20 protein-coding genes and 2 pseudogenes are annotated in these 23711 nt (G+C 40.7%); 7 read left to right on the top strand and 15 right to left on the bottom strand.

Annotation, left to right across the window (positions count from 1 at the left end; genetic code table 11):
- Positions 1 to 52 precede the first annotated feature (52 nt).
- Positions 53 to 919 carry an Hsp33 family molecular chaperone HslO gene (gene hslO, locus O3746_RS08165; RefSeq protein ID WP_049368103.1) on the top strand — a complete coding sequence of 289 codons (867 nt, stop codon included), beginning with the start codon at positions 53 to 55 and terminating at the stop codon, positions 917 to 919.
- Positions 920 to 963: 44 nt separating this feature from the next.
- Here the strand turns inward: hslO and O3746_RS08160 are convergent, their stop codons facing one another.
- Positions 964 to 1788: an alpha/beta hydrolase gene (locus O3746_RS08160; RefSeq protein WP_371448642.1), complete on the bottom strand. Its 825-nt coding sequence runs from the start codon at positions 1786 to 1788 to the stop codon at positions 964 to 966.
- Positions 1789 to 2045: 257 nt separating this feature from the next.
- Between O3746_RS08160 and pckA the strand changes: the two genes are divergently transcribed.
- A complete protein-coding gene (pckA, locus tag O3746_RS08155; RefSeq protein ID WP_111315170.1) occupies positions 2046 to 3662 on the top strand; it encodes a phosphoenolpyruvate carboxykinase (ATP) in 1617 nt (538 codons plus the stop codon).
- Between the two features lie 93 nt (positions 3663 to 3755).
- On the opposite strand, the gene O3746_RS08150 is transcribed toward pckA, so the two are convergent.
- The 9 genes and pseudogenes from O3746_RS08150 to O3746_RS08110 all read right to left on the bottom strand — a co-directional run bounded on the left by O3746_RS08150 (position 3756) and on the right by O3746_RS08110 (position 14444).
- Positions 3756 to 4031 (bottom strand): HmsD, encoded by a 276-nt coding sequence (locus tag O3746_RS08150; RefSeq protein ID WP_065421612.1) that lies wholly within the window; start codon positions 4029 to 4031, stop codon positions 3756 to 3758.
- A 3-nt stretch (positions 4032 to 4034) separates the two neighbouring features.
- On the bottom strand, positions 4035 to 5276 hold the full coding sequence (gene pgaC / locus O3746_RS08145) for a poly-beta-1,6-N-acetyl-D-glucosamine synthase (protein WP_371448554.1): 1242 nt from the start codon (positions 5274 to 5276) through the stop codon (positions 4035 to 4037).
- A 9-nt stretch (positions 5277 to 5285) separates the two neighbouring features.
- The gene (pgaB, locus tag O3746_RS08140) at positions 5286 to 7202 is read right to left on the bottom strand and encodes a poly-beta-1,6-N-acetyl-D-glucosamine N-deacetylase PgaB (RefSeq protein ID WP_371448552.1); all 1917 of its coding nucleotides are present in this window, start codon (positions 7200 to 7202) and stop codon (positions 5286 to 5288) included.
- Between the two features lie 21 nt (positions 7203 to 7223).
- Positions 7224 to 9647: pseudogene (gene pgaA / locus O3746_RS08135) on the bottom strand (poly-beta-1,6 N-acetyl-D-glucosamine export porin PgaA).
- A gap of 209 nt (positions 9648 to 9856) precedes the next feature.
- Positions 9857 to 10624, bottom strand: a complete 768-nt coding sequence (fecE, locus tag O3746_RS08130) for a Fe(3+) dicitrate ABC transporter ATP-binding protein FecE (RefSeq protein ID WP_049371815.1) — start codon at positions 10622 to 10624, stop codon at positions 9857 to 9859.
- Complete coding sequence (gene fecD, locus O3746_RS08125; protein ID WP_070592657.1) at positions 10624 to 11607, bottom strand: Fe(3+) dicitrate ABC transporter permease subunit FecD; 984 nt, start codon at positions 11605 to 11607, stop codon at positions 10624 to 10626. Before fecD ends, fecE begins: the two co-directional genes overlap by 1 nt.
- Positions 11607 to 12596, bottom strand: a complete 990-nt coding sequence (fecC, locus tag O3746_RS08120) for an iron-dicitrate ABC transporter permease FecC (protein ID WP_049369871.1) — start codon at positions 12594 to 12596, stop codon at positions 11607 to 11609. Before fecC ends, fecD begins: the two co-directional genes overlap by 1 nt.
- Positions 12596 to 13486 (bottom strand): Fe(3+) dicitrate ABC transporter substrate-binding protein, encoded by an 891-nt coding sequence (locus O3746_RS08115; RefSeq protein WP_054420205.1) that lies wholly within the window; start codon positions 13484 to 13486, stop codon positions 12596 to 12598. The genes fecC and O3746_RS08115 overlap by 1 nt, the downstream gene beginning before the upstream one ends.
- 91 nt (positions 13487 to 13577) lie before the next feature.
- Positions 13578 to 14444 carry a DMT family transporter gene (locus O3746_RS08110; protein WP_054420204.1) on the bottom strand — a complete coding sequence of 289 codons (867 nt, stop codon included), beginning with the start codon at positions 14442 to 14444 and terminating at the stop codon, positions 13578 to 13580.
- Positions 14445 to 14557: 113 nt separating this feature from the next.
- On the opposite strand from O3746_RS08110, the gene msrAB reads away from it, so the two are divergent.
- Both msrAB and O3746_RS08100 read left to right on the top strand, forming a co-directional pair.
- A complete protein-coding gene (gene msrAB / locus O3746_RS08105) occupies positions 14558 to 15619 on the top strand; it encodes a bifunctional peptide-methionine (S)-S-oxide reductase MsrA/peptide-methionine (R)-S-oxide reductase MsrB (RefSeq protein ID WP_295674074.1) in 1062 nt (353 codons plus the stop codon).
- Positions 15620 to 15628: 9 nt separating this feature from the next.
- A complete protein-coding gene (locus O3746_RS08100) occupies positions 15629 to 16105 on the top strand; it encodes a redoxin family protein (protein WP_371448547.1) in 477 nt (158 codons plus the stop codon).
- Between the two features lie 43 nt (positions 16106 to 16148).
- On the opposite strand, the gene O3746_RS08095 is transcribed toward O3746_RS08100, so the two are convergent.
- The 5 genes and pseudogenes from O3746_RS08095 to O3746_RS08075 all read right to left on the bottom strand — a co-directional run bounded on the left by O3746_RS08095 (position 16149) and on the right by O3746_RS08075 (position 19883).
- Entirely contained in the window at positions 16149 to 16694 is a 546-nt protein-coding gene (locus O3746_RS08095; protein ID WP_371448545.1) for a carboxymuconolactone decarboxylase family protein, read from the bottom strand.
- Positions 16695 to 16815: 121 nt separating this feature from the next.
- Positions 16816 to 17184, bottom strand: a pseudogene (locus O3746_RS08090) (hypothetical protein); the annotation flags it as partial.
- Positions 17185 to 17254: 70 nt separating this feature from the next.
- Entirely contained in the window at positions 17255 to 18088 is an 834-nt protein-coding gene (gene manZ, locus O3746_RS08085; protein WP_014064279.1) for a PTS mannose transporter subunit IID, read from the bottom strand.
- A gap of 10 nt (positions 18089 to 18098) precedes the next feature.
- Positions 18099 to 18896: a PTS mannose/fructose/sorbose transporter subunit IIC gene (locus tag O3746_RS08080; protein ID WP_005695178.1), complete on the bottom strand. Its 798-nt coding sequence runs from the start codon at positions 18894 to 18896 to the stop codon at positions 18099 to 18101.
- A gap of 18 nt (positions 18897 to 18914) precedes the next feature.
- Entirely contained in the window at positions 18915 to 19883 is a 969-nt protein-coding gene (locus O3746_RS08075) for a mannose/fructose/sorbose PTS transporter subunit IIB (RefSeq protein WP_290959795.1), read from the bottom strand.
- 299 nt (positions 19884 to 20182) lie between these two features.
- On the opposite strand from O3746_RS08075, the gene O3746_RS08070 reads away from it, so the two are divergent.
- The 3 genes from O3746_RS08070 to O3746_RS08060 are packed head-to-tail and all read left to right on the top strand — an operon-like array spanning position 20183 to position 23645.
- Positions 20183 to 20659 (top strand): DMT family transporter, encoded by a 477-nt coding sequence (locus O3746_RS08070; RefSeq protein ID WP_290959798.1) that lies wholly within the window; start codon positions 20183 to 20185, stop codon positions 20657 to 20659.
- 48 nt (positions 20660 to 20707) lie between these two features.
- Entirely contained in the window at positions 20708 to 23455 is a 2748-nt protein-coding gene (locus O3746_RS08065) for a YdbH family protein (RefSeq protein ID WP_371448541.1), read from the top strand.
- The gene (locus tag O3746_RS08060; RefSeq protein WP_049364050.1) at positions 23439 to 23645 is read left to right on the top strand and encodes a YnbE family lipoprotein; all 207 of its coding nucleotides are present in this window, start codon (positions 23439 to 23441) and stop codon (positions 23643 to 23645) included. Before O3746_RS08065 ends, O3746_RS08060 begins: the two co-directional genes overlap by 17 nt.
- The last annotated feature ends 66 nt before the right edge of the window (positions 23646 to 23711 follow it).

Genomic DNA, 23711 nt, shown 5'->3' with positions numbered 1-23711 from the left:
TATTCACAAAATTGACCGCACTTTTTACTCAAAGAATAAATAGGAACAAATAATGAATTATACTCAAGATAATGACAAACTTTACCGTTACCTTTTTCAAAACCGTGCAGTGCGTGGTGAATGGGTGCGATTAAACCAAACTTTTACTGATACCTTGAATACCCATCATTATCCAAAAGCAGTACAAAACTTATTGGGTGAGATGATGGTAGCGACTAATTTGTTGACCGCAACATTAAAATTTAACGGTAATATTACTGTTCAAATTCAAGGTGATGGCCCATTAAAATTAGCTTTAGTAAATGGTAATGACCAACAACAGATCCGTGCATTAGCACGTGTACAAGGTGATATTCAAGATGGTATGAGCCTTCATGATATGATCGGTAAAGGTGTGTTAGTGATTACGATTGCTCCAACTGAAGGTGAACGTTATCAAGGCGTTATCGGTTTAGATAAACCAACGATTACGGAATGTTTAGAAGACTATTTTGTCCGTTCAGAACAATTACAAACCCAACTTATTATTCGCACAGGTGAATATGAAGGCAAACCAGTTGCTGCAGGGATGTTGTTGCAAATCATGCCAGATGGTCAAGGTACACCAGAAGATTTTGAGCATTTAACTACTTTAGTTGCAACCGTAAAAGATGATGAGTTATTTGGATTGCCCGCAGAAGAATTGCTTTATCGTTTATATCATGAAGAAGTAGTGGAAGTTTTTGAACCGCAAACTGTTTCTTTCTTCTGCGGTTGCTCACCTGAGCGTTCAGGGGCAGCATTATTACTGATTCCAGAAGCTGAAATTGAGGAAATCTTAGAGGAGCATAAAGGCAGCATTGATATGCAGTGTGAATGTTGTGGCACGCATTACTTCTTCAATAAAGAAGCGATTGATAAACTCAAACAAGCCCAATAAGAAAAATCCCCGTTCATGATAACGGGCATTTTTTTATGGACGTTTTATTGTTGCACTTGTTCCAAGCAATGTTTAATTGCGTCAGGAATTGAGCTACCATGATTTTTATTGGGAATGGAAATAAACGCCACAGAATTACCTTGTTTTTCCAATATTCCCGCCAGTTGATGCGCATTGATTGTTCGCATTTGTTTCCGTTGATTAATACGCTGTAATTGTTCCTCAGTGATATTCGGATCCTGTTCAGGATGTTCTTCATAAGAGCCTAATGTAATCAGAATATGTGATGGTTTTTGGCTAATCCAAGGTTCATGTTGAGGTAAAAATGAGCCATTTCCCCACCAAAGAGAAGGGCTTGCTAAGGTGTAATGTTGAAATAAATCCGGTTGATGGAAGAGCACGTATAATCCAAACACCCCCCCAAAAGAATGGCCAAAGAAATATTGTTTTTCCTTGTTGATATCGAAATGTTGTTCAATATAAGGCTTTACATCTTGTTGAATAAAACGTAGAAAATCAGCAGCTTTCCCTCCTTTGGCAAATTCAGCACCTTCTACTGGAAACGTGTAGTCTCTCATTCGTTCCTCAATAGCGTAAGCTTTATCAGATACATAACCGATGCCGACAATAAGGGGGAGAGGTTTATTAGGATTGACCGCATTCACTGCTATTGGAAATTGTGCATTGCCATCCAACGTGTAAAGTGCGGTCAGTTTTTGCGATGTTTTTGGTGGAACAGCAATAAACAAACGGTAATGTTTGTCTTCAAAGGTAAAATCTTTTTGTTGAATTTGATACATTTTTTTCATGCTTTCTTGAATAGGAGGAATCTTAAAGTCGGGTTCTGCTTGCGTACTTTGCGTAAACATCAGCAGGAAAAATAAAAAGGGTAAACGCAGAAATGAGAACATGGTTATCCGGTCTTAATTTGAGAATGGTTATCACTATATAAGAAAAGTAAAGGTAAAATCAACCGCACTTCATCTTGGCTCCCCAAAACACCCTAAAAATAGGTAGGAATTTTCAATGAATGTTCAAAAATTTGATCTAGTTAACATTTTTTTTCTGGCAATTCCCCTACAATAACCACAGGAAAAATTTTTAAACTTTAATCAAGAGGTGAACTATGACTGACATTAAAAATGTAATTAAAGAACTTGAAGCCATTGGTATTCATGACGTAAAAGAAGTGGTTTATAACCCAAGCTATGAACAACTTTTTGAAGAAGAAACCAAACCTGGCTTAGAAGGCTTTGAAAAAGGTACACTTACCACAACTGGAGCGGTGGCTGTTGATACAGGGATCTTTACTGGTCGTTCGCCGAAAGATAAATACATCGTTTTAGATGATACCACAAAAGATACTGTGTGGTGGACTTCTGATGTGGCGAAAAACGATAACAAACCAATGACTCAAGAAACTTGGTCAAGCTTGAAAGGTCTTGTGACTAAACAACTTTCTGGTAAACGTTTATTCGTGGTTGATGGTTTCTGTGGCGCAAGTGAACAAGACCGTATCGCAGTACGTATTGTGACTGAAGTAGCATGGCAAGCACACTTTGTGAAAAATATGTTCATTCGTCCGACAGAAGAACAATTAAAAACCTTTAAACCTGATTTCGTGGTAATGAATGGTTCTAAATGCACCAACCCGAACTGGAAAGAACAAGGTTTGAACTCTGAAAACTTCGTTGCATTCAACTTAACTGAGCGTATCCAATTAATCGGTGGTACTTGGTACGGCGGCGAAATGAAGAAAGGTATGTTCTCAATGATGAACTACTTCCTACCACTTAAAGGTGTAGGTGCAATGCACTGTTCTGCTAACGTAGGTAAAGACGGTGATGTAGCAGTGTTCTTCGGTTTATCAGGTACAGGTAAAACCACCCTTTCCACCGATCCAAAACGTGAATTAATCGGTGACGATGAGCACGGTTGGGATGATGTAGGTATCTTCAACTTCGAAGGTGGTTGCTACGCGAAAACTATCCATCTTTCTGAAGAAAATGAGCCAGATATCTATCGTGCAATCCGTCGCGATGCGTTATTAGAAAACGTAGTGGTTCGTGCTGATGGTTCAGTTGATTTCGATGATGGTTCTAAAACTGAAAATACTCGTGTGTCTTACCCAATTTATCACATTGATAATATTGTTAAACCAGTATCTCGTGCTGGTCACGCAACGAAAGTAATTTTCTTAACTGCGGACGCATTCGGTGTATTACCTCCTGTGTCTAAATTGACACCAGAGCAAACTAAATACTACTTCTTATCTGGTTTCACTGCTAAATTAGCTGGTACAGAGCGTGGCATTACTGAACCAACTCCAACCTTCTCAGCATGTTTCGGTGCGGCGTTCTTAACTCTTCACCCAACACAATATGCTCAAGTGTTAGTGAAACGTATGCAAGCTGCTGGTGCAGAAGCTTACTTAGTTAATACTGGTTGGAACGGTACAGGTAAACGTATCTCAATCAAAGATACTCGTGGTATTATCGATGCCATCTTAGATGGTTCTATCGAAAAAGCAGAAATGGGCGAGTTACCAATCTTTAACTTAGCGATTCCAAAAGCATTACCAGGTGTAGATCCAGCGATCTTAGACCCACGTGATACTTATGCGGATAAAGCTCAATGGCAAGCTAAAGCTGAAGATCTTGCAGGTCGTTTCGTGAAAAACTTCGAAAAATATGCGACTAATGCAGAAGGTAAAGCACTTATCGCAGCAGGCCCAAAAGCTTAATTAGATAAACAGTATCTAATTAAACATCTCTAAAAATAACCGCACTTTGGTTTTTAAATCAAAGTGCGGTTTTTATATTAAGTTTTTTGCGAGCTATTCTTTTGCTACGGTAAGAATAGACCAAATATAAGCCAATATAACCAGTACCGCAGAAACAGAAAACATTATGCTTATCACATCAACGAAAAAGAAACTTTCTAGAATCGGTTTGGTGAAGATGCGTTCCGCATATCTCGCGACAAAAGTGATGATATAAGCCCATAAAGCCCAGGTAACTAGATCTAGTACAAAGCTTTTGGCTTTAATCAGCAAGGGAAGGCTGCTACCTTTATTAATAACCATCAATTGTTGTAAAGTGGCGGTTGCCATTATTTAAACTCCTCTGTCAGGGCTTGTCCATACAGCTAGCTTGGACTTGTTTCTAAAAATCGCTTTTGGGATTCCAACGAGTAACGTTACCGTATTGAGTAACCAATAAACGTAGGGATACCAAATGCAAGAAATTCCATATTGGATCAATCCTTTTTCATAACGAGAGTCGATGTATAAGCTCAAGAGACACTGTAAGAAGAAGGAAAAAAACATGAGCGAGATATTTGTTTCAAACAATTCCATGTTTTGAATGCCTATACCCAAAGTAATCTTGCGGTATAGTGCAAGAGCAACCAGTGCAACCAATAAGATTGCCCAAGTAGCGGTAACAAAATATTCGGCATACATTGGCCATAGACGGCGGTTTTTCCAGCGCCAGACCTGAGGAAAATATTTGATGATGGTTTCTGCGCCACCTTGCGCCCAGCGTAAACGCTGTTTGTATAAACCATAAAGACGTTCAGGCATTAATACCCAACATAAAGCACGGGGCTCATACATGATGTTATAACCGGCTGTTTGAATTTTCCAACTGACATCAATGTCTTCCGTGATCATATTGGTGCTCCAACCACCAATTTCTTCCATTACATCTTTTCTAAATAGGCAGCATACTCCAGATACCGTGAAGATCGTTCCCATCAGGCTTTGAGCGCGTTTGATTAAACCGATAATGGAACTAAATTCAGACACTTGTAAGCGACCTAGGATAGTACTGCGGTTACGTACGCGTGGGTTGCCTGTAACAGCACCATAAGCGCGGTTTAATTCGAGGGATTGCACCATATAGTCGACCGCATCGAAATCTAATATGGCATCGCCATCAATACAGGCTACATATTCACCTTTAGCGACTAATAAGCCATGGTTTAATGCGCTGGCTTTACCTTGGTTTTCTTGATGAAGAGCTACAATTCGCTCATCTTCTTTTGCCCAACGTTCAATAATTTCGCCAGTGTTATCTTTACTCCCATCATTGATAAAGATGAGTTCATAGTTTGGGTATCTGAGTTGAAGCAAGTAAGGAATGGCTTCATCTAAGTTGTCGCCTTCGTTATAGCAAGGCACCATAATGCTAACCATAGGAACGCGTTCTTTAGGCATTTGTTGGAAGGTTGGTTGCCCAAGTTTTCCTTCCATAAAAAGGTAATAGCAAAGACTTGCACTGACCCAATATATTGCCATTCCAGCAGGGTACATAAATACGAAGATACTAATTGCCTCTAAGAATTGTTGGTTCATAGTCAATCCTTAAGGTTTTCCTACATTAGTATTTACCGAAAAATATGGTTTCATTTTGTTCAGATCCGGTTGATTAGTTAAAAAGTTATCCGGATAGTAGCCATAGCTATAAATATGATTTTTTTGTAATAGCGTCATCCAATCAATCAACTCGGATTCAGGAATTGGTTTTTGAGTTCGCCAATTCACTGCTTGGAATTCAAACAAGACTTTATCTAATGGTGCTTGGGTTTTCACATTTTCAATGAGAGAAGCAAACCATTGATAGGCTTCTTCTTGTGAAATAGGCTGCTCATTTTCCATGTATGGCATCGCCATAATGGCCGTCGTGTCGTAATTGTCAGTGAGCGTTTTTAAGTTTTGTGCCAACCATTCTTCTGCATTTGGATTGGTGATCACTGATGCATAAAGATTACGAGCCGTTTTAAGAGAATATGAACCACGCAAGAAATAAGGTTTCAATGCATCGGTAAGTTGATGGGTTAATTGGATTAAATCTTGCGTTTTTTGTTTTGCTTGTGGGCTAACCATACCTTCAGCATGATCACCTTCTGCGCCCTCAAAATCGGTTAGGAACGCGTCATCGTGGAATAAAATGCCATTAAATTTGGCATAGAATGATAAATCGTTATAAATGGATTTAATGATTTCAACATTCTGTTTGTTATAAGGTGAAAGGCGTAAATAAGCCTTTGTTGAAGGCTTGCCCGTGCGGCTATCAATGACATATTCCGCCTCTTTTACGCCTTTTCGTAAATCAAAGGCGAGTACAGGCATCCAAGCGTAGACTTGTACGCCTGCGCGCGTTTGTAATTGCCAGGCAATTCGGCCAAAAATATCATCTCGTACAGGAAGGTATTTATTTGGGAAATACAAGGCATCCGCTACACCATCCCCATCGGGATCAGAGAAGGCTTGAAGATAAACTGTCGTCACACCATAGCGATAGATGCGGTCGATTAACTTATCAAGGTTTTTGGCTTGCTGAGCTTTATCCGCATCATAGACATAATCTAAATCGACATGCAGTACTCGTTGAATTTGTTTGCTTTCATCAATGCCATCAAGATAGTTTTTAACGGTATTTAGATCGGTTTCTGCATTAAGTAATAAGCGTCCAATATGTTTATCGCCAACTTTATTGATGATTTTTTCACCTAATGAGAAATAGTGTGGCATTCCTGCTTGTCGTGCAAGTTGCACAGCAACATCATTAAATTGTCCATAAGGCCACACCATTACACGTGGTTTCTTACCGACATGATTGACTAACGTTTGAACAGAACGAGTGAAATCAGATTTCAATCTGTTTTTGTAGGCATCTTCAGTTTCATATTTCCCGTTTTTATATTCAGGTGCAATCACTGAGGGTAATTGACCACCAGATGGGTTGGCATTTATACCGTTATGAAGATTATGAGTATGTGAGGCTACTTCAACGAGCCCACTTTGTTCCATTTCTTTGACTTGCGACCAAGTGGCAAAAACAGAACGATCTAGCATTTTATCGGCATAAGCGATCTTTTTATTTGCTGGCGTATCTAACCAGCCCGTAACTGGTGCAAAAACAGCGGGGTAGTTATAGGCTTTCAATAGAGGGAAGACCACGTTATACATAGTCTCATAGCCATCATCGAAGCTTAGCAACACCGCATTATCAGGTAATGTGCCTTTACCATTTTCAGCATCGATAACTTGCTGCCAACTGATCACGTTGTATCCGTTTTCTTTTAGCCAATTAAAATGTTTAATTAACATTTGGGCAGAAATCGTTTGAGGAAAATACTGTTTTTGATTTTCAGCCGCACTTTCATCTACCACAGAGTGATAAGCTAATACGCCATAACGATCTTGCGCAAAGGCAAAAGCCGAAAAAAGGGAAAGCATGCAAATAATGATTTTTGCAAAATGTTTTAGAGATCTCATAAGGTTATACCGCTTAAATATTTAATAATAAATAGAAAAGTTTAAATTTCCGAAATTGTTGAATTCAGCACTGCCGTCGTAAATATTCTTTTTACGCCCGATTTCATAAGACACGCCAAATTTTTTACCAATACGCCATTGGTGTCCGTAACTTATCGACCACATTTTTTCTCGACTGAGTTCTGCCTGTTTATAAGCACCCACACTGGCTTTCAGGTGATGATTTAAGGCTAAGCCATAATTAAGTGGTTGGTAGTAACTTAAATCCGCACCGAATTCCAAGCTTGTCGCTTTTGATGGGTTGTAATATTCAGCAGAATCAATGGTTTTATTTTTGCTGTAATCGACTCTGAAATTGTTGGTTAGCGCCCAACGGTCATGTTTGAATGTATTGAGATTCAACCAGAAATTGGCCTCTTTTCTTAAGTTGCCGTCATCAAATTTCATGACGCTACCACCTAGCCCAGCTTGGAAAATATCGGAATAGGAATACGTGGTAGAGAAACCAATATCTTTGGTATACACCCCTTTATTGATGGCTTTAACTGGGGTGCCACTACCATTAATATTGGCGCCTAAATTAAATGACCAATGTTGGTTGAGGGTATAATTTGCCTCTGTAGAGAAATAGGCTTTATCATTAAGCTTAATGCCTTTCCCGCCTTCCATTTTCACTTGGAGTGGATAGAAATTGAGCTCTGTTCCTACACCGATTCGACGCGAAATAAGACTTTCTTTGTCATAAGGGGAGCGAGTTTCTAAATAATGAACGTAGGGATCGTGACCATTTGCTGTTTTCGGTGTGTAAATCGCATAATCTTGACTACTTTCATTGCTATAACTTATTGGTGAGGTGCGATGCTGTAAGCCGACACTCCCTACAATTTTGCCAGAACGCGCTTGTTCATAATGCTTAATAAGGGATTGCGCTGACTGACGTTGTTCTTCATTCATTGCATCAATCGTTTTTGAAACTGTTGGTAAATCATTTTGACTTAAGGCGGTTTCAGCCAGGTTATTACGAGCTTCTTGCTGATCATTTTTACTCAAAAAATAACCGGCTTTTTCCGCCCATAATTTAGCATCATCATAGTTGCCACGATTTCGCTCAAGTTCTGCTTTTTGCAACATCACCCATGGATCACCAGGCGTTTTGTTAAATAGACGATCATCAATAAGTTGCTGAGCCAATTTGCTGTTACCACGCCATAAAGCTAAACGTGCCAAACCAAAATAGCGAGAATCGTAGCCTGGATTCAGAATTTTTGATGTTCGGGTATAGTCATTGATATAAACATTTGAATTCATACGCTCTAAATATTGTTGCGCCAATTCAAATTTGCCCGTATCGCTTGCAGTGAGAGAGAGTTTATGAAGTAAACCATCACTCACAGCGAGTTTATTGTTTAAGACTTGTTGTTCAATTGATTGATAAATTGCTAATGCTTTGTGTGGTGAGCCTTTTGCTGCCCAATAATCACCAAAGGCTTCTTCTAAATATGCAGGCACATTAGATTGAGCCTGTAATGTATTGAAGTCGTCTTTTATTTCATCAAATTTATTCAAGCGAACACCCATCACAAAACGATCTTGCAATGCTTGTTGATACAGAGGATGCTCAGGATTAATTTTGGCCAAAAGTGCGGTCAATTCTTCAAATGATTTTTCTTGTTGTGTAGGCGTTGTCGCATTTTTTGAAGAGGTAATCGTCTTACCATGCTCAAACCACATCATATCTTTTTGATTGAATTGATCAGGATAGGCTTTTTGTAGTTTCTCTTGTAATGGTTGAAGGTTGTATTTCGATGCTAAACGATACAACTCTCTCATCAAGGTGATATTTTTCGGATTTTGTTCTAACTGACGTTGCCAACGGCCAAGTTTAGCCATGTCGGGTTCGGTGAAATCAAGCAAATAACTTTCTGCATCAAGATAAGCATTATTTTGTCCAAAACGTTGTTTATAAACATTCAGTGCATTTTTTGCCGCAGTGTAGTTTTAGTTTTTGGTTTCAGTGGAGGCTAATGCGCCACCAAGCCATCCATTTGGATTATCAGGGAATTGCTTTTGCAATTGGGAATAGAATGCAACGGCACGGTCGTATTGTTTTTCATTTCGAGCGGCTTTGCCTAAATTTTCCAGTTCATTTTGGGAAAATTGCGCTGGTGCGCAGCTTTCGCAAAGTGAAAGTACTTTAGCGGATTGATTCGTCCTCAGATAGAGTGTAATTAAATCATCGCGCACTTTCACATCGTGCGTCCCCTTAAATAAGGCCTCAAGTTTTGGAATAGCTTGATTTAATTGGGCCTCTCCTTGACGAGAGAAAATGATGATATTTTCTCGTTCGGTATCAATAGAGGAATTTTGGGCATAGGCAAGCTGTACTACTGAGGTGCTGATACCTACTAATAGCACTGCCTTAAAGACATGGGATAGAGACTTCATATTAACTTCTACTATGTTTAATTATAATTATTTATTGTGGACTCCATATTTATGACAATGTAAAAAAAGTGTAAGTTTCGTAAAGTGGTCCGACCTCATATTGAGCTATGAAAAACATTAGTTATGTATAAAAGTGGGAATTTTAGGTGAAAAATAGGCATTTTAGTAAAATAAAACGCCTATTTGATATTTAGAGAAGTGATTGAAAGTTATTTCAAAATAAACATCGGTGTGTTACTGATAGGATCACGATGAATGATGACATCCAAATCAAACACATCCTTCAGCAACTCTTCGGTCATCACTTCATCAGGTGTGCCTTGTGCCATTAAGGCACCTTTTTTCATGACGATTAAGTAATCGCAATAGCGGCAGGCTTGGTTGAGATCATGCAACACCGTAATCACGGTTTTACCGTTTTGTTGCATTTGTCGCATCATGCCCATGAGTTCTGCTTGGCGGTTTAAATCAAGATAAGTGGTAGGCTCATCGAGTAGCACTAATTCGGCATCTTGCGCAAGAGTCATGGCTAAAAATACCCGTTGTTGTTGACCACCAGATAAATCGGAAACCAGCTGTTCAGCGAGTTCGGTAGTTTGTGTTTGCGCCATCGCCCAATTAACCAATTCTTCATCTTTTTGGCTGAGTTTGCCCCAGAGATTTAAGTAAGGCGAACGCCCGTAGGCGATCAATTCCCGCACTTTAATCCCTTCGGGTACCAGGTGTTGCTGCGGGAGAAAAGCCAATTCTTGGGCATATTCTTTAGGGCTTTTTTGCCAAATATCCTGACCTTTATGGGTGATTGAACCTTGCTTTGGCTTAAGCAAGCGAGCCACCGCTTTTAATGTGGTGGATTTACCGCAACCATTTGGGCCGATTAATGCAATCACTTTATTTCTCGGGAATTTTAGCGACAGATTTTTAACCACGAGTTTATCTTGATAACCTAAAGATAAATTATTGATTTCAATGCTCATTATTTAGTTCTCATCAATAAGTAGAAGAAATATGGCGCACCGATAATCGCGGTCAGAATACCTGCGGGAAGTTCAGTTGGTGGGTCAATCACCCGCGCCAAAATATCCGAAAGTTGTAATAAGAGGGCGCCAATAATCAAGGCTGCCGGTAATAGGGTACGATGTCTGCCACCGACTAAACGACGGGCAAGATGCGGAGCAACCAAGCCTAAAAAGGCAATCGGACCACAAATTGCCACAGCTGTAGTGGAAAGAGCTACCGCTAACACTAAAACGCTAATTTGCACTTTATTTACGGTTACGCCCAAGGTGGAGGCTTTGTTTTCACCTAAACCAAGGGTATCGAGATCGCGACAGAAAATAAATGGTAAGGGCAGCAATACCACTAACCATGGCAATACCACATTCAAATAAGACCAGCTGCGCCCCCACAGGCTTCCTGTGAGCCATAACATAGCCGTGTTGATCTCGACCGGATTGGTAAGCATCAGATAATGACTAATGGCTGCCCATAATGCGGAAAGTGCGACCCCAATGATTGCCATTTTGATAGGGCGGAAGTTAAAACCGCACACGATCCATAAAATGACAAAAGAGAGCACGCCGCCTAAAAAGGCAAAAATTGGCATCCAGTAAAATGCTAAGTTTGGCAAGAACATCAATACCGAAACAGCAACCAACCCAGCCGCGTTGTTAATCCCTAAAATGTCGGGAGAGGCAAGTGGATTGCGCACCACGCTTTGCACTAACACACCAGAAATTGCTAAGGCTCCGCCTAATAAAATCGCTAATACTGCACGGGGTAGGCGATATTCCATCAAGGTAAAATAGTTTTTATCATCAGGCTGAAAGGCCGCCCAAATTTCCTCAAAAGAAAGCGTATAAGTGCCAAGGCGAATACTCAATCCAAAGAGTAGTACCATCATACTGAGCGTGATGACATAAAAGCCGATAGCGCGAAAAGATACATGAGAGGTTCGCATTAGTGTCTTCCTCTGGCAAATAATACAAAGACTGGGGCACCGATTAAGGCAAGTACCGCACCAGCAGGCACTTCACTAGGGAAATTAACCGCGCGGGCAATGGTATCTGCAGCGAGCATTAAAATTGCGCCGAGTAACATCGCCATGGGGAGAGATTTTCGCAAGTCATAACCAATCCAATAGCGGGCAAGATGGGGCACGAGTAAGCCAATAAAGGCAACTGGGCCAGCAACACTCACGCTTGAGCCCACAATCAATAACGCCATGATGTTAGCGTACCAACGTAAACGAAAGAGATTGATGCCTAGGGAACGAGCGGATTCATCGCTTAAATTGAGTAAATTCAAACGACTGGCAAAAAACAGGCAGAAAAGTGCGGTCAAAATAAAGAACGGAAATAACGTCAATAATTCATTCCAACGAGCATGTGCAATGCCGCCAGCTAGCCAACTCATAATACCGAAGGCATGATCTTCCGCGATAATGAGCACCAATTTCGTGAGGGCGGCACAAAGTAGTGATACAGCAATCCCCGCTAAAATCACCCGGCTACGATCCCCACTGTTGTCTTTCCATCCGTTGCTGATCAGCATCACCACAAACCAACTCAGACCGCCACCGATACTGGCCACTAAGGCAATGCTATAACCAGAAAGAATCAAGGGGCTAAAAGCACTGGCGGTTACCATGGAAAGACTGGCTCCCGAGTTTACGCTGAGTAGCGTAGGCGAGGCTAGTGGATTGCGCGTAATGGTTTGTAACAACGCCCCCGCCACCGCAAGATTGGCACCTAAAATCATGCCAACTAATGCGCGCGGTAAGCGTAAATCGGTTACCGTAATTTTGGCAATTTCATCGCCATCGGGGAGGAGCGCTTGTAAAGCTGCAAGCGGTCGAATTTCGATGGGATAATACAAAAACAGGCTTCCCCATAATAGGAAAGCCAGAATAATAAGGGGGAGTCCCCAACGGAAAGTAGACTTCATCATTATTTTTGTTTCACGAAACCTTCAATTTGTTTTGCCATAATTTTGCTCGCTTCTAAGCCACGACCACGAGCCCACATGTCGGCATCAACGCTGTAAACATGGTTCGCTTTTACGGCAGGAATGGCTTTCCAAAGTGGCTCGGCTTCCCATTTGCGCGCAATACTTTCATCACGGTAATGGGCGATGAACAAGTATTCCGGTTTTTCCATTACTAATTGTTCAAGGTTGATTTCCACGAAAGCTTGATCACTATTGAGTTTAGTTGGGGCAAAACCTAATGTCGTTAAGAAACTACCCACATAGCCATTGTCATTTTGGATATTAAATTTATCTTCTCGGGAAGTACCAAATGAGGCTTTTTTGCCTTGTACACCTAGATTTTTTGCAATGTTGGCAATGTAATCATTATGTTCATTGATCTTCGCTTTCATTTCGGCGCTTTTACCCACTAAATCACCAATTTTTTGCGCGGTTTCAAGATTTTCTTGATAACTTTCATGACGAGAATCAAACATCACCGTTGGCGCGATTTTTTTCAATTCTTCAAACACCGCTGTGTGACGGGAAGGATCGGCAATAATTAAATCGGGTTTGAGGGAAGCAATCACTTCAAGACTCGGTTGAGAACGCGTGCCAACGGATTGCCATGCAGCAATTTTTTCGCGCACTTGCGGCAAAATACGATCGACTTTGTTATCGTCAGCCACACCCACTGGGCTAACACCGACTTGGGCTAAAGCATCCACAAAAGAATATTCCAATGCCACAACACGGCTTGGGGTTTTATCAAGGGTAAATTCACCTTTGGCATCTTTAACCGTCACGGCGCTAGCGAATGCGGATACCATTAACAATGCGGAAGCTAAAGTAGTTTTGAATAATTTTTTCATATTGTGTCCTCAATAATAAAAAGCATTTGGATTATACACTCAAACAATGTTATTGAGAATAGTTATATTTTATCTATTTGGTCGGATTTCTCTATTTTGCCCGCATTCTAGCAAGCAAGTTGACAGCGATAATGATGACTAATGAACCAATCCAGAAATTCAGACTAGGTACGTTATCCCAGAAGAGCCAGTCACAGATGCTGGAGAAAATGACGCCAGTAAAAGCAAAAGGCGTAATGACATTTGCAGGCGCGTATTTAAAGGCGCGAGTCAATAACAATTGGAAAATAAGACCGAATCCGCCCACTAAAAGTAGCAGAGTAAATCCATGTAATGTTGGCATTTTCCACTGCGTGATGAAAAAGAGTGGCAATAAAATCGAGCCTAATAAGTGAAAGTAAAACACGATATTTTTAGGTGAGTTGTGTTTATTGAGCTCTTGTAAGCTGATAAATGCCATGGCTGCTAGCACAGCAGCACCTAACGCATAACCTACATGGATAGGGTTGATATTCATTGATCCGTTGGTCAGCATAATGATGGATACACCGATAAAACCCATAAAACTACAAGCTAATACTTTTAATGGTGTTCTGACTTTAAAGAAAAACAGCAATAAAGGCACAAAAAGTGAGGATGTATTCATCAATAAAGTCGCAATGGAAATTGGTAAATATTTAATCGCGTAAAAGGTTAACAACATACTGGCAATGCCGGCGAGATTACGCAAAACGAGAAACTTCCATTGCGACATATCAACTTTGAAATCGCCATCTTTAATTAAAAAAGGCAGGAGAAACACAAAACCAATAAAAAAACGGGAAAATAAAATTTCACTGGACGGTAATTCATCAGAGGCGTATTTTACAAATACGCCCATTAAGGCAATGCTGATGTAAGCTAACACCATACAAACAACAGCTTTTTGATAATTATTGCGGATATGTATGTTTGGCATAAGGGTTCCTTGCATAAAGTGCGGTAAAAAATTGCCTTATTTTGTAAGAAAATGGGCTTGTCTTCGTCTAATGAAATGTAATCTGAAGATATTTTCTATAATAAGGAAAGAAAATGAAATATACAAAAACATTTCTCATATTAACCGCACTTTTTGGCGGTTTGCAAAGTAGTTTAACGTATGCTGATGATCCAACTTCATCAAAGGAGCAAAAAATGACAATGGAAAGTAAACAAGAACATCAAATTATTTATCTTGCTGGTGGTTGTTTTTGGGGACTAGAAGCTTATATGGAACGCATTCAAGGCGTGACCGATGCCGTTTCTGGCTATGCCAATGGAAAAGGCGATACCACGAACTATCAATTATTGCACGCGACAGATCATGCTGAAACCGTGAAAGTCACTTACGATCCAAACAAAATTTCGTTAGATAAATTATTGCAATATTATTTCCGTGTTATCGACCCAACCAGTATCAATAAGCAAGGCAATGATCGTGGCAGACAATATCGCACGGGTATTTATTATCAAAACGAACAAGATAAAGCCGTTATTGAAGCGGCATTGAAAACTTTACAAAGTAAATATCAAGAACCGATTCAAATTGAAGTGGAACCGCTGAAAAATTATGTAGAGGCGGAAGAGTATCATCAGGATTATCTCAAGAAAAACCCGAATGGCTATTGTCATATCGACATCAAAAAAGCCGATGAGCCATTAATTGATGATAAAAAATACCCAAAACCAAGTGATACAGAATTAAAGCAAAAATTGACCGCACTTCAATATGATGTGACGCAGGGCAAACACACCGAACGTTCTTTTAGTAACGAATATTGGGATAATTTCGCGCCAGGTATTTATGTGGATATCACCACGGGAGAACCGTTATTTTCTTCCAAAGATAAGTTTGAATCCGGTTGTGGTTGGCCAAGTTTTACCAAACCGATTGCCGCTGAAGTGGCGGAGTATCAAAGAGATAATAGCTTTAATATGACTCGTATTGAGGTGTTAAGTCGCAGTGGTCATGCCCATTTAGGCCATGTGTTTGATGATGGTCCGCGCGATAAAGGTGGTTTACGTTATTGCATCAATAGCGCATCGATTAAGTTTATTCCATTAGATGAAATGGAAAAACAAGGCTATGGTGATTTGATTCCCTTTGTGAAATAAGAGGAAAAAATGAGAAAAATATTGACCGCACTTTTATTGTTTTTGAGTCCATTGAGTTTTGCACAAGAGAAGGTGTCTTTGGCGGATATCCCCTTGAAGACATTGGATAATCAAACCGTCTCTTTATCACAATATCAAGGCAAACCGCTTTATATCAAAATGTGGGCATCCTGGTGTTCAATTTGCTTAGCAGGCTTAGCGGAAATTGATGATCTTAGTGCAGAAAAAAATCTTAATTTTAATGTGATTACGATTGCCTCACCTGGACAAAAGAACGAACAAAATAGCCAAAAATTTATCAATTGGTATAAAGGCTTGGACTATAAAAATATCACGGTATTATTGGATGAAAATGGGGAAATTATTAAACGTGCTAATGTATTAGGCTATCCGTTTAATTTGCTATTGGATAAGAATTTAAATCTTATCAAAGCGCAGCCAGGTCATTTGAATTCAGATCAAATTAAACAATTTGTGAAGGAATAAAAAAGTGCGGTCATTTTTGACCGCACTTTTTATATTGGCTTGATTATGCAAATGCCTGTAATTCAGGGTTGATTGGGGTTTCAGCGATGTTGTTCACATAGTTACATAATGTGGCGAGGCTGACACCTAAAATCACATCAATGGCATTTTCTTGGGTATAACCAGCATCAAAGAACGCTTTAAGCTGCGCTTCCGTTAATTTTGCTTTTTGCAAAATAACAGCAAGGGTGAAACGCGCTAAAGTATCCAGTTTTTTATCACTTTCAATACGAGCTGTCGCACGAATTTGATGTACAAGCTCTTCTTCAAGTTTTAACACTTTTAAAGCGATCTTCGTGTGGCCTGCTACACAGAAACCACAGCCATTGACTACGGCAGCAGTAATTTGTACCACTTCGCGTTCTGTTGCAGTTAGGCTGTTACGACCATTAATGCCGCCCACTGTGCGATAAGTTTCAAGTGCAGTAGGGGCATTTGCGAGAACACCAATTAAATTTGGAATAAACCCATTGGCATTTTGTACGGCTTTTAAGGCTTCTTGTGCTGCTTCAGGTGCTGATTCAATGGTGTGAATTTTAAATTGAGACATAAACTACTCCTAAGGGATAAATCATAAATTTCTGCTTGATAATACCTTTCTAACTTAAATAAGAAAAAGAAGAAAAGCTTATTTCATATAGCCAAAAGTTATGATTATTTTGGCGTCGCTATGCCAAATGTGTTTTGACGATAGACAGTAATCTCTCCAACTCTTTTTTGCCTTTTTCGGAAAGGACTTTGTTGTCGCGCAACATTTGGGTGGCACGAGCTTCAATAAAGCGAAGGTAATCACTGTTTTGGGTTTCTTGGAATTGCTTTTCGGCTAACTGCATTTCGGTGAAATCTTTATTGGTTTGAGCAATTAGCACTTTTTGTCCGATTAATACAATTAATGCGGCAATTAAAGCGATGACGGCGCCATAGCCATTAGTGGGGTAATAAAGAATGCCCGCGAGAACAAAAAGTGCGGTCACTAAATTGGATGAATTTTTAATATAGCCTTCAGCTGGTGGTGGCTTGATGAGATCTTTCCAGTTCATAGGATTTATATTTCATGCTAAAAAATTTGCCTTCCCTCAAGCGAAAGAGGGAAGGCAATATCATAATGTATTAGGCTAACACACCAAAATGATAGCCTAAAATACCCACGCCGAATAAGGCGAAGATGATGTACATGGCGTTGATTTTTTTACGTAATAAATACATACATAAGAAAGTTAAACCTAACGCCGCAAGGCCAGGGAGAAGATCGTTTAACACGCTTTGTACGGTGGTCACTACTTCTTCGCCCATTTGGTTTTTATAGCGGGAAAGTTCTAATGGAATATTAATACTTGTCCATTTCGATACCAGTGAGCCCATGACAAAGAGACCGAGGATAGACGCCCCCTGCGTCAATTTTTGTAAGCGACCGCCGCCCATATCGTTAACGATGGTGGTGCCTTTTTCATAGCCATATTTAAAGCCATACCAACGGGTTAAGCCGCGGCAAAGGTTGATACCGATGAAGAAAAGCAATGGCCCTAAAAGGCTACCGGTAATGGCTAAACCTGCACCAAGTGCGGCCAATACAGGACGTAATGTTCCCCAGAAAATTGGGTCACCCACACCGGCTAATGGGCCCATTAAACCGACTTTCACCCCGCTAATTGCTGAGTCATCAATATCGTTACCGTTCGCACGTTCTTGTTCCATCGCCGCAGTAACACCAATGATAGATGATGCTACCCAAGGTTGGGTGTTGAAGAATTCTAAGTGGCGTTTTAATGCCGCTGCTTGATCTTCTTTTTTGCTGTAAAGACGTTTAATGGCTGGGATCATCGATACACAGAAACCCATTGCTTGCATACGTTCAAAGTTGAAGGAACCTAGCAAGAAAGTTGAACGCCAGTAAGTGCTACGAATATCGCCTTTTGTTAATGATTTTTTAGTTTGTTCAGTCATAATTTCTTCCTTATAGTCCTTCAAGTTCATCGTCAGCTAATTCACGTTTTGCAACTGCTTGTGGTGCAGTAGATTGATGGAAACGTGGGTTTAATTGAATATAAATCATCGCTAAGCATGTGCCTAAAATACCGAGACCGACAAGGTTGTAATTGGTGAAAGAGGCGATCACGAAGCCTAAGAAGAAGAATGGCATTAACGCGCCTGCACGCATCATATTGATTACCATCGCATAACCGACGACCACGATAAAGCCACCGGCGATTTGTAAACCGCGAGTGACCACTTCAGGAATCGCGTTCAATGCTTCAGTCACCGTATCCGTACCTGCTACTAAGGCAACGAAGAAGGTTGGAATCGCCACACGTAACGCTTGTAACGCAAGACCGCTGAAGTGACAGAATTCAATACCGCGGAAGTTGGCTTTTGCGGCAAAATCATCGGCTTTGTGTTGAAGGAAGATAGTTAAAGTACGAACGAAGATGGTTAATACTTGACCTGCTGCCGCTACCGGAATTGCAATCGCTAATGCACTACCTTTATCTTGGCCGCCTTTGATGACGAGGATAGTCGCAATCACACTGGCTAATGCCGCATCTGGTGCCATTGCTGCACCCACGTTCATCCAGCCTAATGCCACTAATTCAAGGGTACCACCGACAATAATACCGGTTTCTAAATCACCTAATACTAAGCCGATTAGGGTACAAGCAACTAAAGGACGATGGGTTTGACGTTCGTCCAATACACTCCCCATACCGCAAATGGCGGCAACGAGCGTGACTAAAATAATTTCCATTGTTGTCATAATGAATTGTCCTCGTAATTAAAATTGAATCGCATCAAGCTCTTTGTGCGTGAGCATTGATTTCGGGCTGCTCGCCACTTGTTGTAAGCTTAATTCCACGCCTTTATCTAAAAGCTGTTTAAATGCCGCTACATCTGTTGGGTTGACGGCAACGGCTTGAGAAATAAGTTTATCGCCTTCGCGATAGGTCATACCGCCCACATTGACCTTATCAATTTTCACGCCACCCTCGATTAAACGCAGGATGTCTGTTGGGTTGGTTACCAACCAAAGGATGTTTTTACCTGCATATTTCGGGTTGTGATACACCTTAATCGCTTTTTCCACAGGAATCACATAAGCTTTCAAATGTTCAGGGGCGATTTGAAGTAATAAATCACGACGAAGCGCATCATTCGCCACATCATCATTTATCGCAAAAATCGCTTCACATTTCACTGCTTTCGCCCAAGAGGTTGCCACTTGACCGTGGATTAAACGGCTATCAATACGCAATAAGGAAATGTTCATATTGCCAGAAAGTGCGGTCGGATTTGGAGCGGTTTTTGGTGCTTCAGCTGGTTTAGCAGCTGGCGTTGGAGCAGGCTTGCTTTCTTTAGGTTGACGGAAGGATTTTACGGCAGCGACCCCGACTTCTTTCGCGGTTTCTACCAATTCATCTAAGCTGGCGCCATCTTTAGCATCAAGCACTTCTAGCAACATCGGTAGATTAATGCCGGTGACGATATCGGTATTATCTCTTTCACTGGCGACTCGGCTTGCCGCGTTATAAGGGCTACCACCAAATAAATCGACCAGAAAGAGCACCGGTTCATTTTCAGGCAGCGTGGCAATAATCGCATTGTATTTCTCGATTAAATGCTCACCGCCTTCACCCGGTAAGAAAGTCACGACATGGCAGTTTTCATCTTCGCCATACACCATAGCGGCGGAATTGACGATTTCTTCAGAAAACTTACCGTGCGTTGCAACGATAATGTGGGTCATGGATATTCCTCCCATTGAGTTGATAAAATCAGTCTATTTTGCTTCCAATACGCATTACGCAAACGATTGCTCCGAATGGAGTTTAGTGTATGGATTTGAAGATTACCGTCAAATAAAGAATAGTCAAATAGTGATCGAGATCAAATAAACAGGTAAGATGACTTACAACTTTTGAGGTATTTATGAATGAAATGCAAAGTGCGGTAGATTTTTTGATTATTTTTCAGAATAGAAAGCATTTCGCGACAAGATAAATAGGAAAAGGTTAAAATAAGTCAAATTTTCTGTTGGGAGTTTCGATGTTTTTTGTTTATCTCATTATCGCCTTAGCGGCAGGTGTCGCACTCGCCACGCAATCGGCAATTAATACACAACTCGCGAAAGCCATGAGTGGCGAAGCGGTGATCGCGACCTTTATTTCTTTTGCCGTGGGAACAATCGTTCTCTTTTTTATTGCTTGGGTGAAAACCGATTTATGGGGAAATTTGTCTGCTATCCCTTCACAACCTTGGTGGAAATTAATCGGTGGGGTACTCGGTGCAGTTGTCGTGTTCACAACGGTTTTACTTGCACCTAAGCTAGGCATTACCGCGATGTTATTTTTTATCATTGTCGGACAATTAATTACTGCAGCTACTATCGATCATTTTGGTCTTATTGGAATGCCGATCCGAGAAGTGAACATCACAAAATTCATCGGATTAATTATTGTCGCCTTTGGATTAGTGTTTTATTTCTTTGGGGATAAGTTGGTTGAGCTATTTGGGGCGAGATAGGATAGAATACGCCTCTATTTATTGATTAATCGCGTAATTGGGGAAACTATGCGAAAGCGTTGCCTGTGGGTTTTGATTATTTTGTTGCTATTGATCGTAATAAGCATTGGCTTATTACGCGTTTTTGCGACCCCGAAACGTGTGGAACAACTTGCAAATCATTTTTTAGCTCCCCATTATCACATTGAATTAGCGGATGACTGGCAATGGAAAGCGACAGGTTTAACATTGCCAGAGTTAAAAGTGAAAGCAGATCAATGTACCCTCGTAAACCTCGATAATACGCAACTCACTTGGTGGAATACGCATAGTCTTGATATTGAAAAGGCGAGCTTGGATTATGATTGTTTAACTCATTTACCAAGCGATAATGCTGAAAAAACACCACCAAATCTGACCGCACTTTGGGCAGCATTGCCTATTTCCCACGTTAACGTTAAACACTTTCAATTAACGAATGCTGAAGCGTTGACACAAGGGGCTTTAAAACCTTTCTTATCGGCTGATTGGGCGTTAGATGCAAACTATAATGGCAACCAATTAGCGCTTGAAGCTCAAGCGAATAATGATGGGCTTGAGCTACATCACCAATCCACGGTCACGCCACGAGATGGGATCTTCCAATGGACGGGCAATACCGATATCAAACAATCAGGCGATAAAACCTATGATCTTCAGTTCACTGCAAATTTTGAGCCCGATCTTTCTCAACTGCCTCAACAAGGAAATGTTTTATTCAATTGGAATAACCCAGAACTAGCCGTCACAAAAGGCGAGGCAAAAGTGTCGTGGCAAGGTGCGGATGGTCAGTTAAATGTTCAAGATTTAACGGCAAATTCGCCGTTGTTGGATGTGCCTTTCGTCTTCACCAAAGACGGTTTGGATATTTCATGGGGGAAATTTTATTGGACCTTCGATAGCTATCAACCGATTAAAGGCTTCCTTGGGTTATCTATTCATCGTGCGGCAGAAGGCTTGTTGCCATTAAGCATTGATATGAACGTGATCTTGCAAACCTTTGGCGAAATGGGCAAAGGGGAGATCGTGATTTCAGGGAAAAATGGTGAAATCGGCGGTGGCGATGACAATAACGAATTGGATTTTGAGCTGAAAACACGCGGGGATTTACGTTATAACGCTACCGTGGCACAAACCAATTTAACCTATCATCTCGGCGGGCTCTTCACACATCCAGTGGTGTATTTTTACCCGGGGTCGGTCTTTAAAATGGATACTGTGCAACCAGATACCAAATTACATGTTCGTTTACCGTTAGATGACATTATTATTGGTCGTTATGGCTTAGAAGGGCGTTTGCAGGCAACGTTGAATGGCACAACCCCGCAGTTTGAAAATCTCAATTTAAAATTAGACGGAAACGCTCACGAGTTTATTGCCGGTATTAAAACCGTGTTTGACTTGCGGGATGAAGAGCATAAGTTGCAGTCTGTGGAAAAACAAGCGACAAACCGTTGGGATTGGACAATCAATGGTAGTGCAAACTGGAAATCCTTAAATACGCCAGTCAAAATGGAAGGAAAAGGCTTTTGGGAAGCGGATCATATTGAATTAAATCAGCTTTCTGCACGTACTAACGAAGTGAAAATGAAAGAGGTGAAAATGGCACCGCTTTCGTTGGAACTCAAAGACAGACTCCGCTGGAATTATGAAAAAGAGCATATTCGTGGTTTGTTACAAGCAAAAACGGATTGGGTTGAATTGGCTTATGGCGGTCGTTTTGTTTCGCCGATTTTCGGTTTAGGTATTGAAGGAAAAAGCATCAATCATTTCAATCTAGCAGGGGATTTAAAAGCAGGTGAACTGGGGCCGTTGGATGTATCAGCCGTGTATCAGAATACTGCACTCTCAGGCAAAATCAGCTGGAAAGAACAATCCGCAAAAGTGTTCCAATCACTTTTCCCTCAACAATGGAATTGGATAATTCATGAGGGCAGCATTAAAGGACAAAGTGAATTCGCAATCAATGGCAATGGCGTGAAGATGAAGGGGGAGCTGAACCTGAAAAACGGCAAAATCACCATGCCAGATGGTGAAGTGTATGGCTTGAATATTCGCTTCCCGATGAATTATGAAAACGAGGCATTGCAAGTGGCTTCGAGTAAACCAATCCATATTTCGACTCAAAATATTCGATATGGTGCGCTTTCCGTCGCAAATGGGGAATTGGATTTGTTTGGACGTTATCCGAACACCATGAAAAATCCGCTTACTTTGAGAAATGTGAAACTTTCCTTATTTGATGGTTTGTTGACGGTGCCTCAGCTCACTTTCCCACAAAGCAAAATGGCAACGCTTTCTTTCACCAATATTGATTTAGCCCAAGTGTTAGCCTTGGCACAATATAATCAAGTCACCTTAACCGGCCGCGCGAATGCGATCCTACCATTTTGGCTTGGACATAAGGAATGTTTGATTTGTAATGGTACATTGGAACAAGTGGGAAATGTGTCCATCAAATTAACCGATGAAATGGTGAAAGGGTTGAAAAAAGGTGGTTGGACAGAAAATATCTTGGTGGATTTATTAAAAGAAATGGAACTGCAAAATTCCCATGCGGCGGTGACGCTCGATCCTAAAGGGCAGATGAGGTTGCGTGCGAGTATCAGCGGGTTTAATCCAACCAAGCGAACCAATAATCCGATAACGTTAAATTATACGCACCAAGAAAATATGTTTGAATTGTGGAATATGATTGACTATGGCTCGCAATTTGAACAAAATCTGCAATATAAACTTTATAAGCAATTAGACAAGACAAATGATAAAACACCTTAAATTTCAACCGCACTTTTTTATTTTTGCAGCAATGTTTACACTTACAGCTTGCACACCGACCATTCAATTAGATACACCAAAGGAAGGCATCACCATTAATATGAATGTGGTGGTGGACCACAACATTAAAGTGGAAATGGATGAGAAATCTCAAAAAGCTGTGGGTGAGGTAGAGCCTGTGAAGAAATAATTGAATAAAAAAGACAATCTGAAAAGATTGTCTTTTTTGTATAAACTATAAAAATATTGCATATAT

The organism is Haemophilus sp. 27098_8_127 (assembly GCF_041433495.1).
In the GTDB taxonomy this organism is placed as follows: domain Bacteria; phylum Pseudomonadota; class Gammaproteobacteria; order Enterobacterales; family Pasteurellaceae; genus Haemophilus_D.
This window is presented reverse-complemented; position numbering and strand designations above follow the sequence as displayed.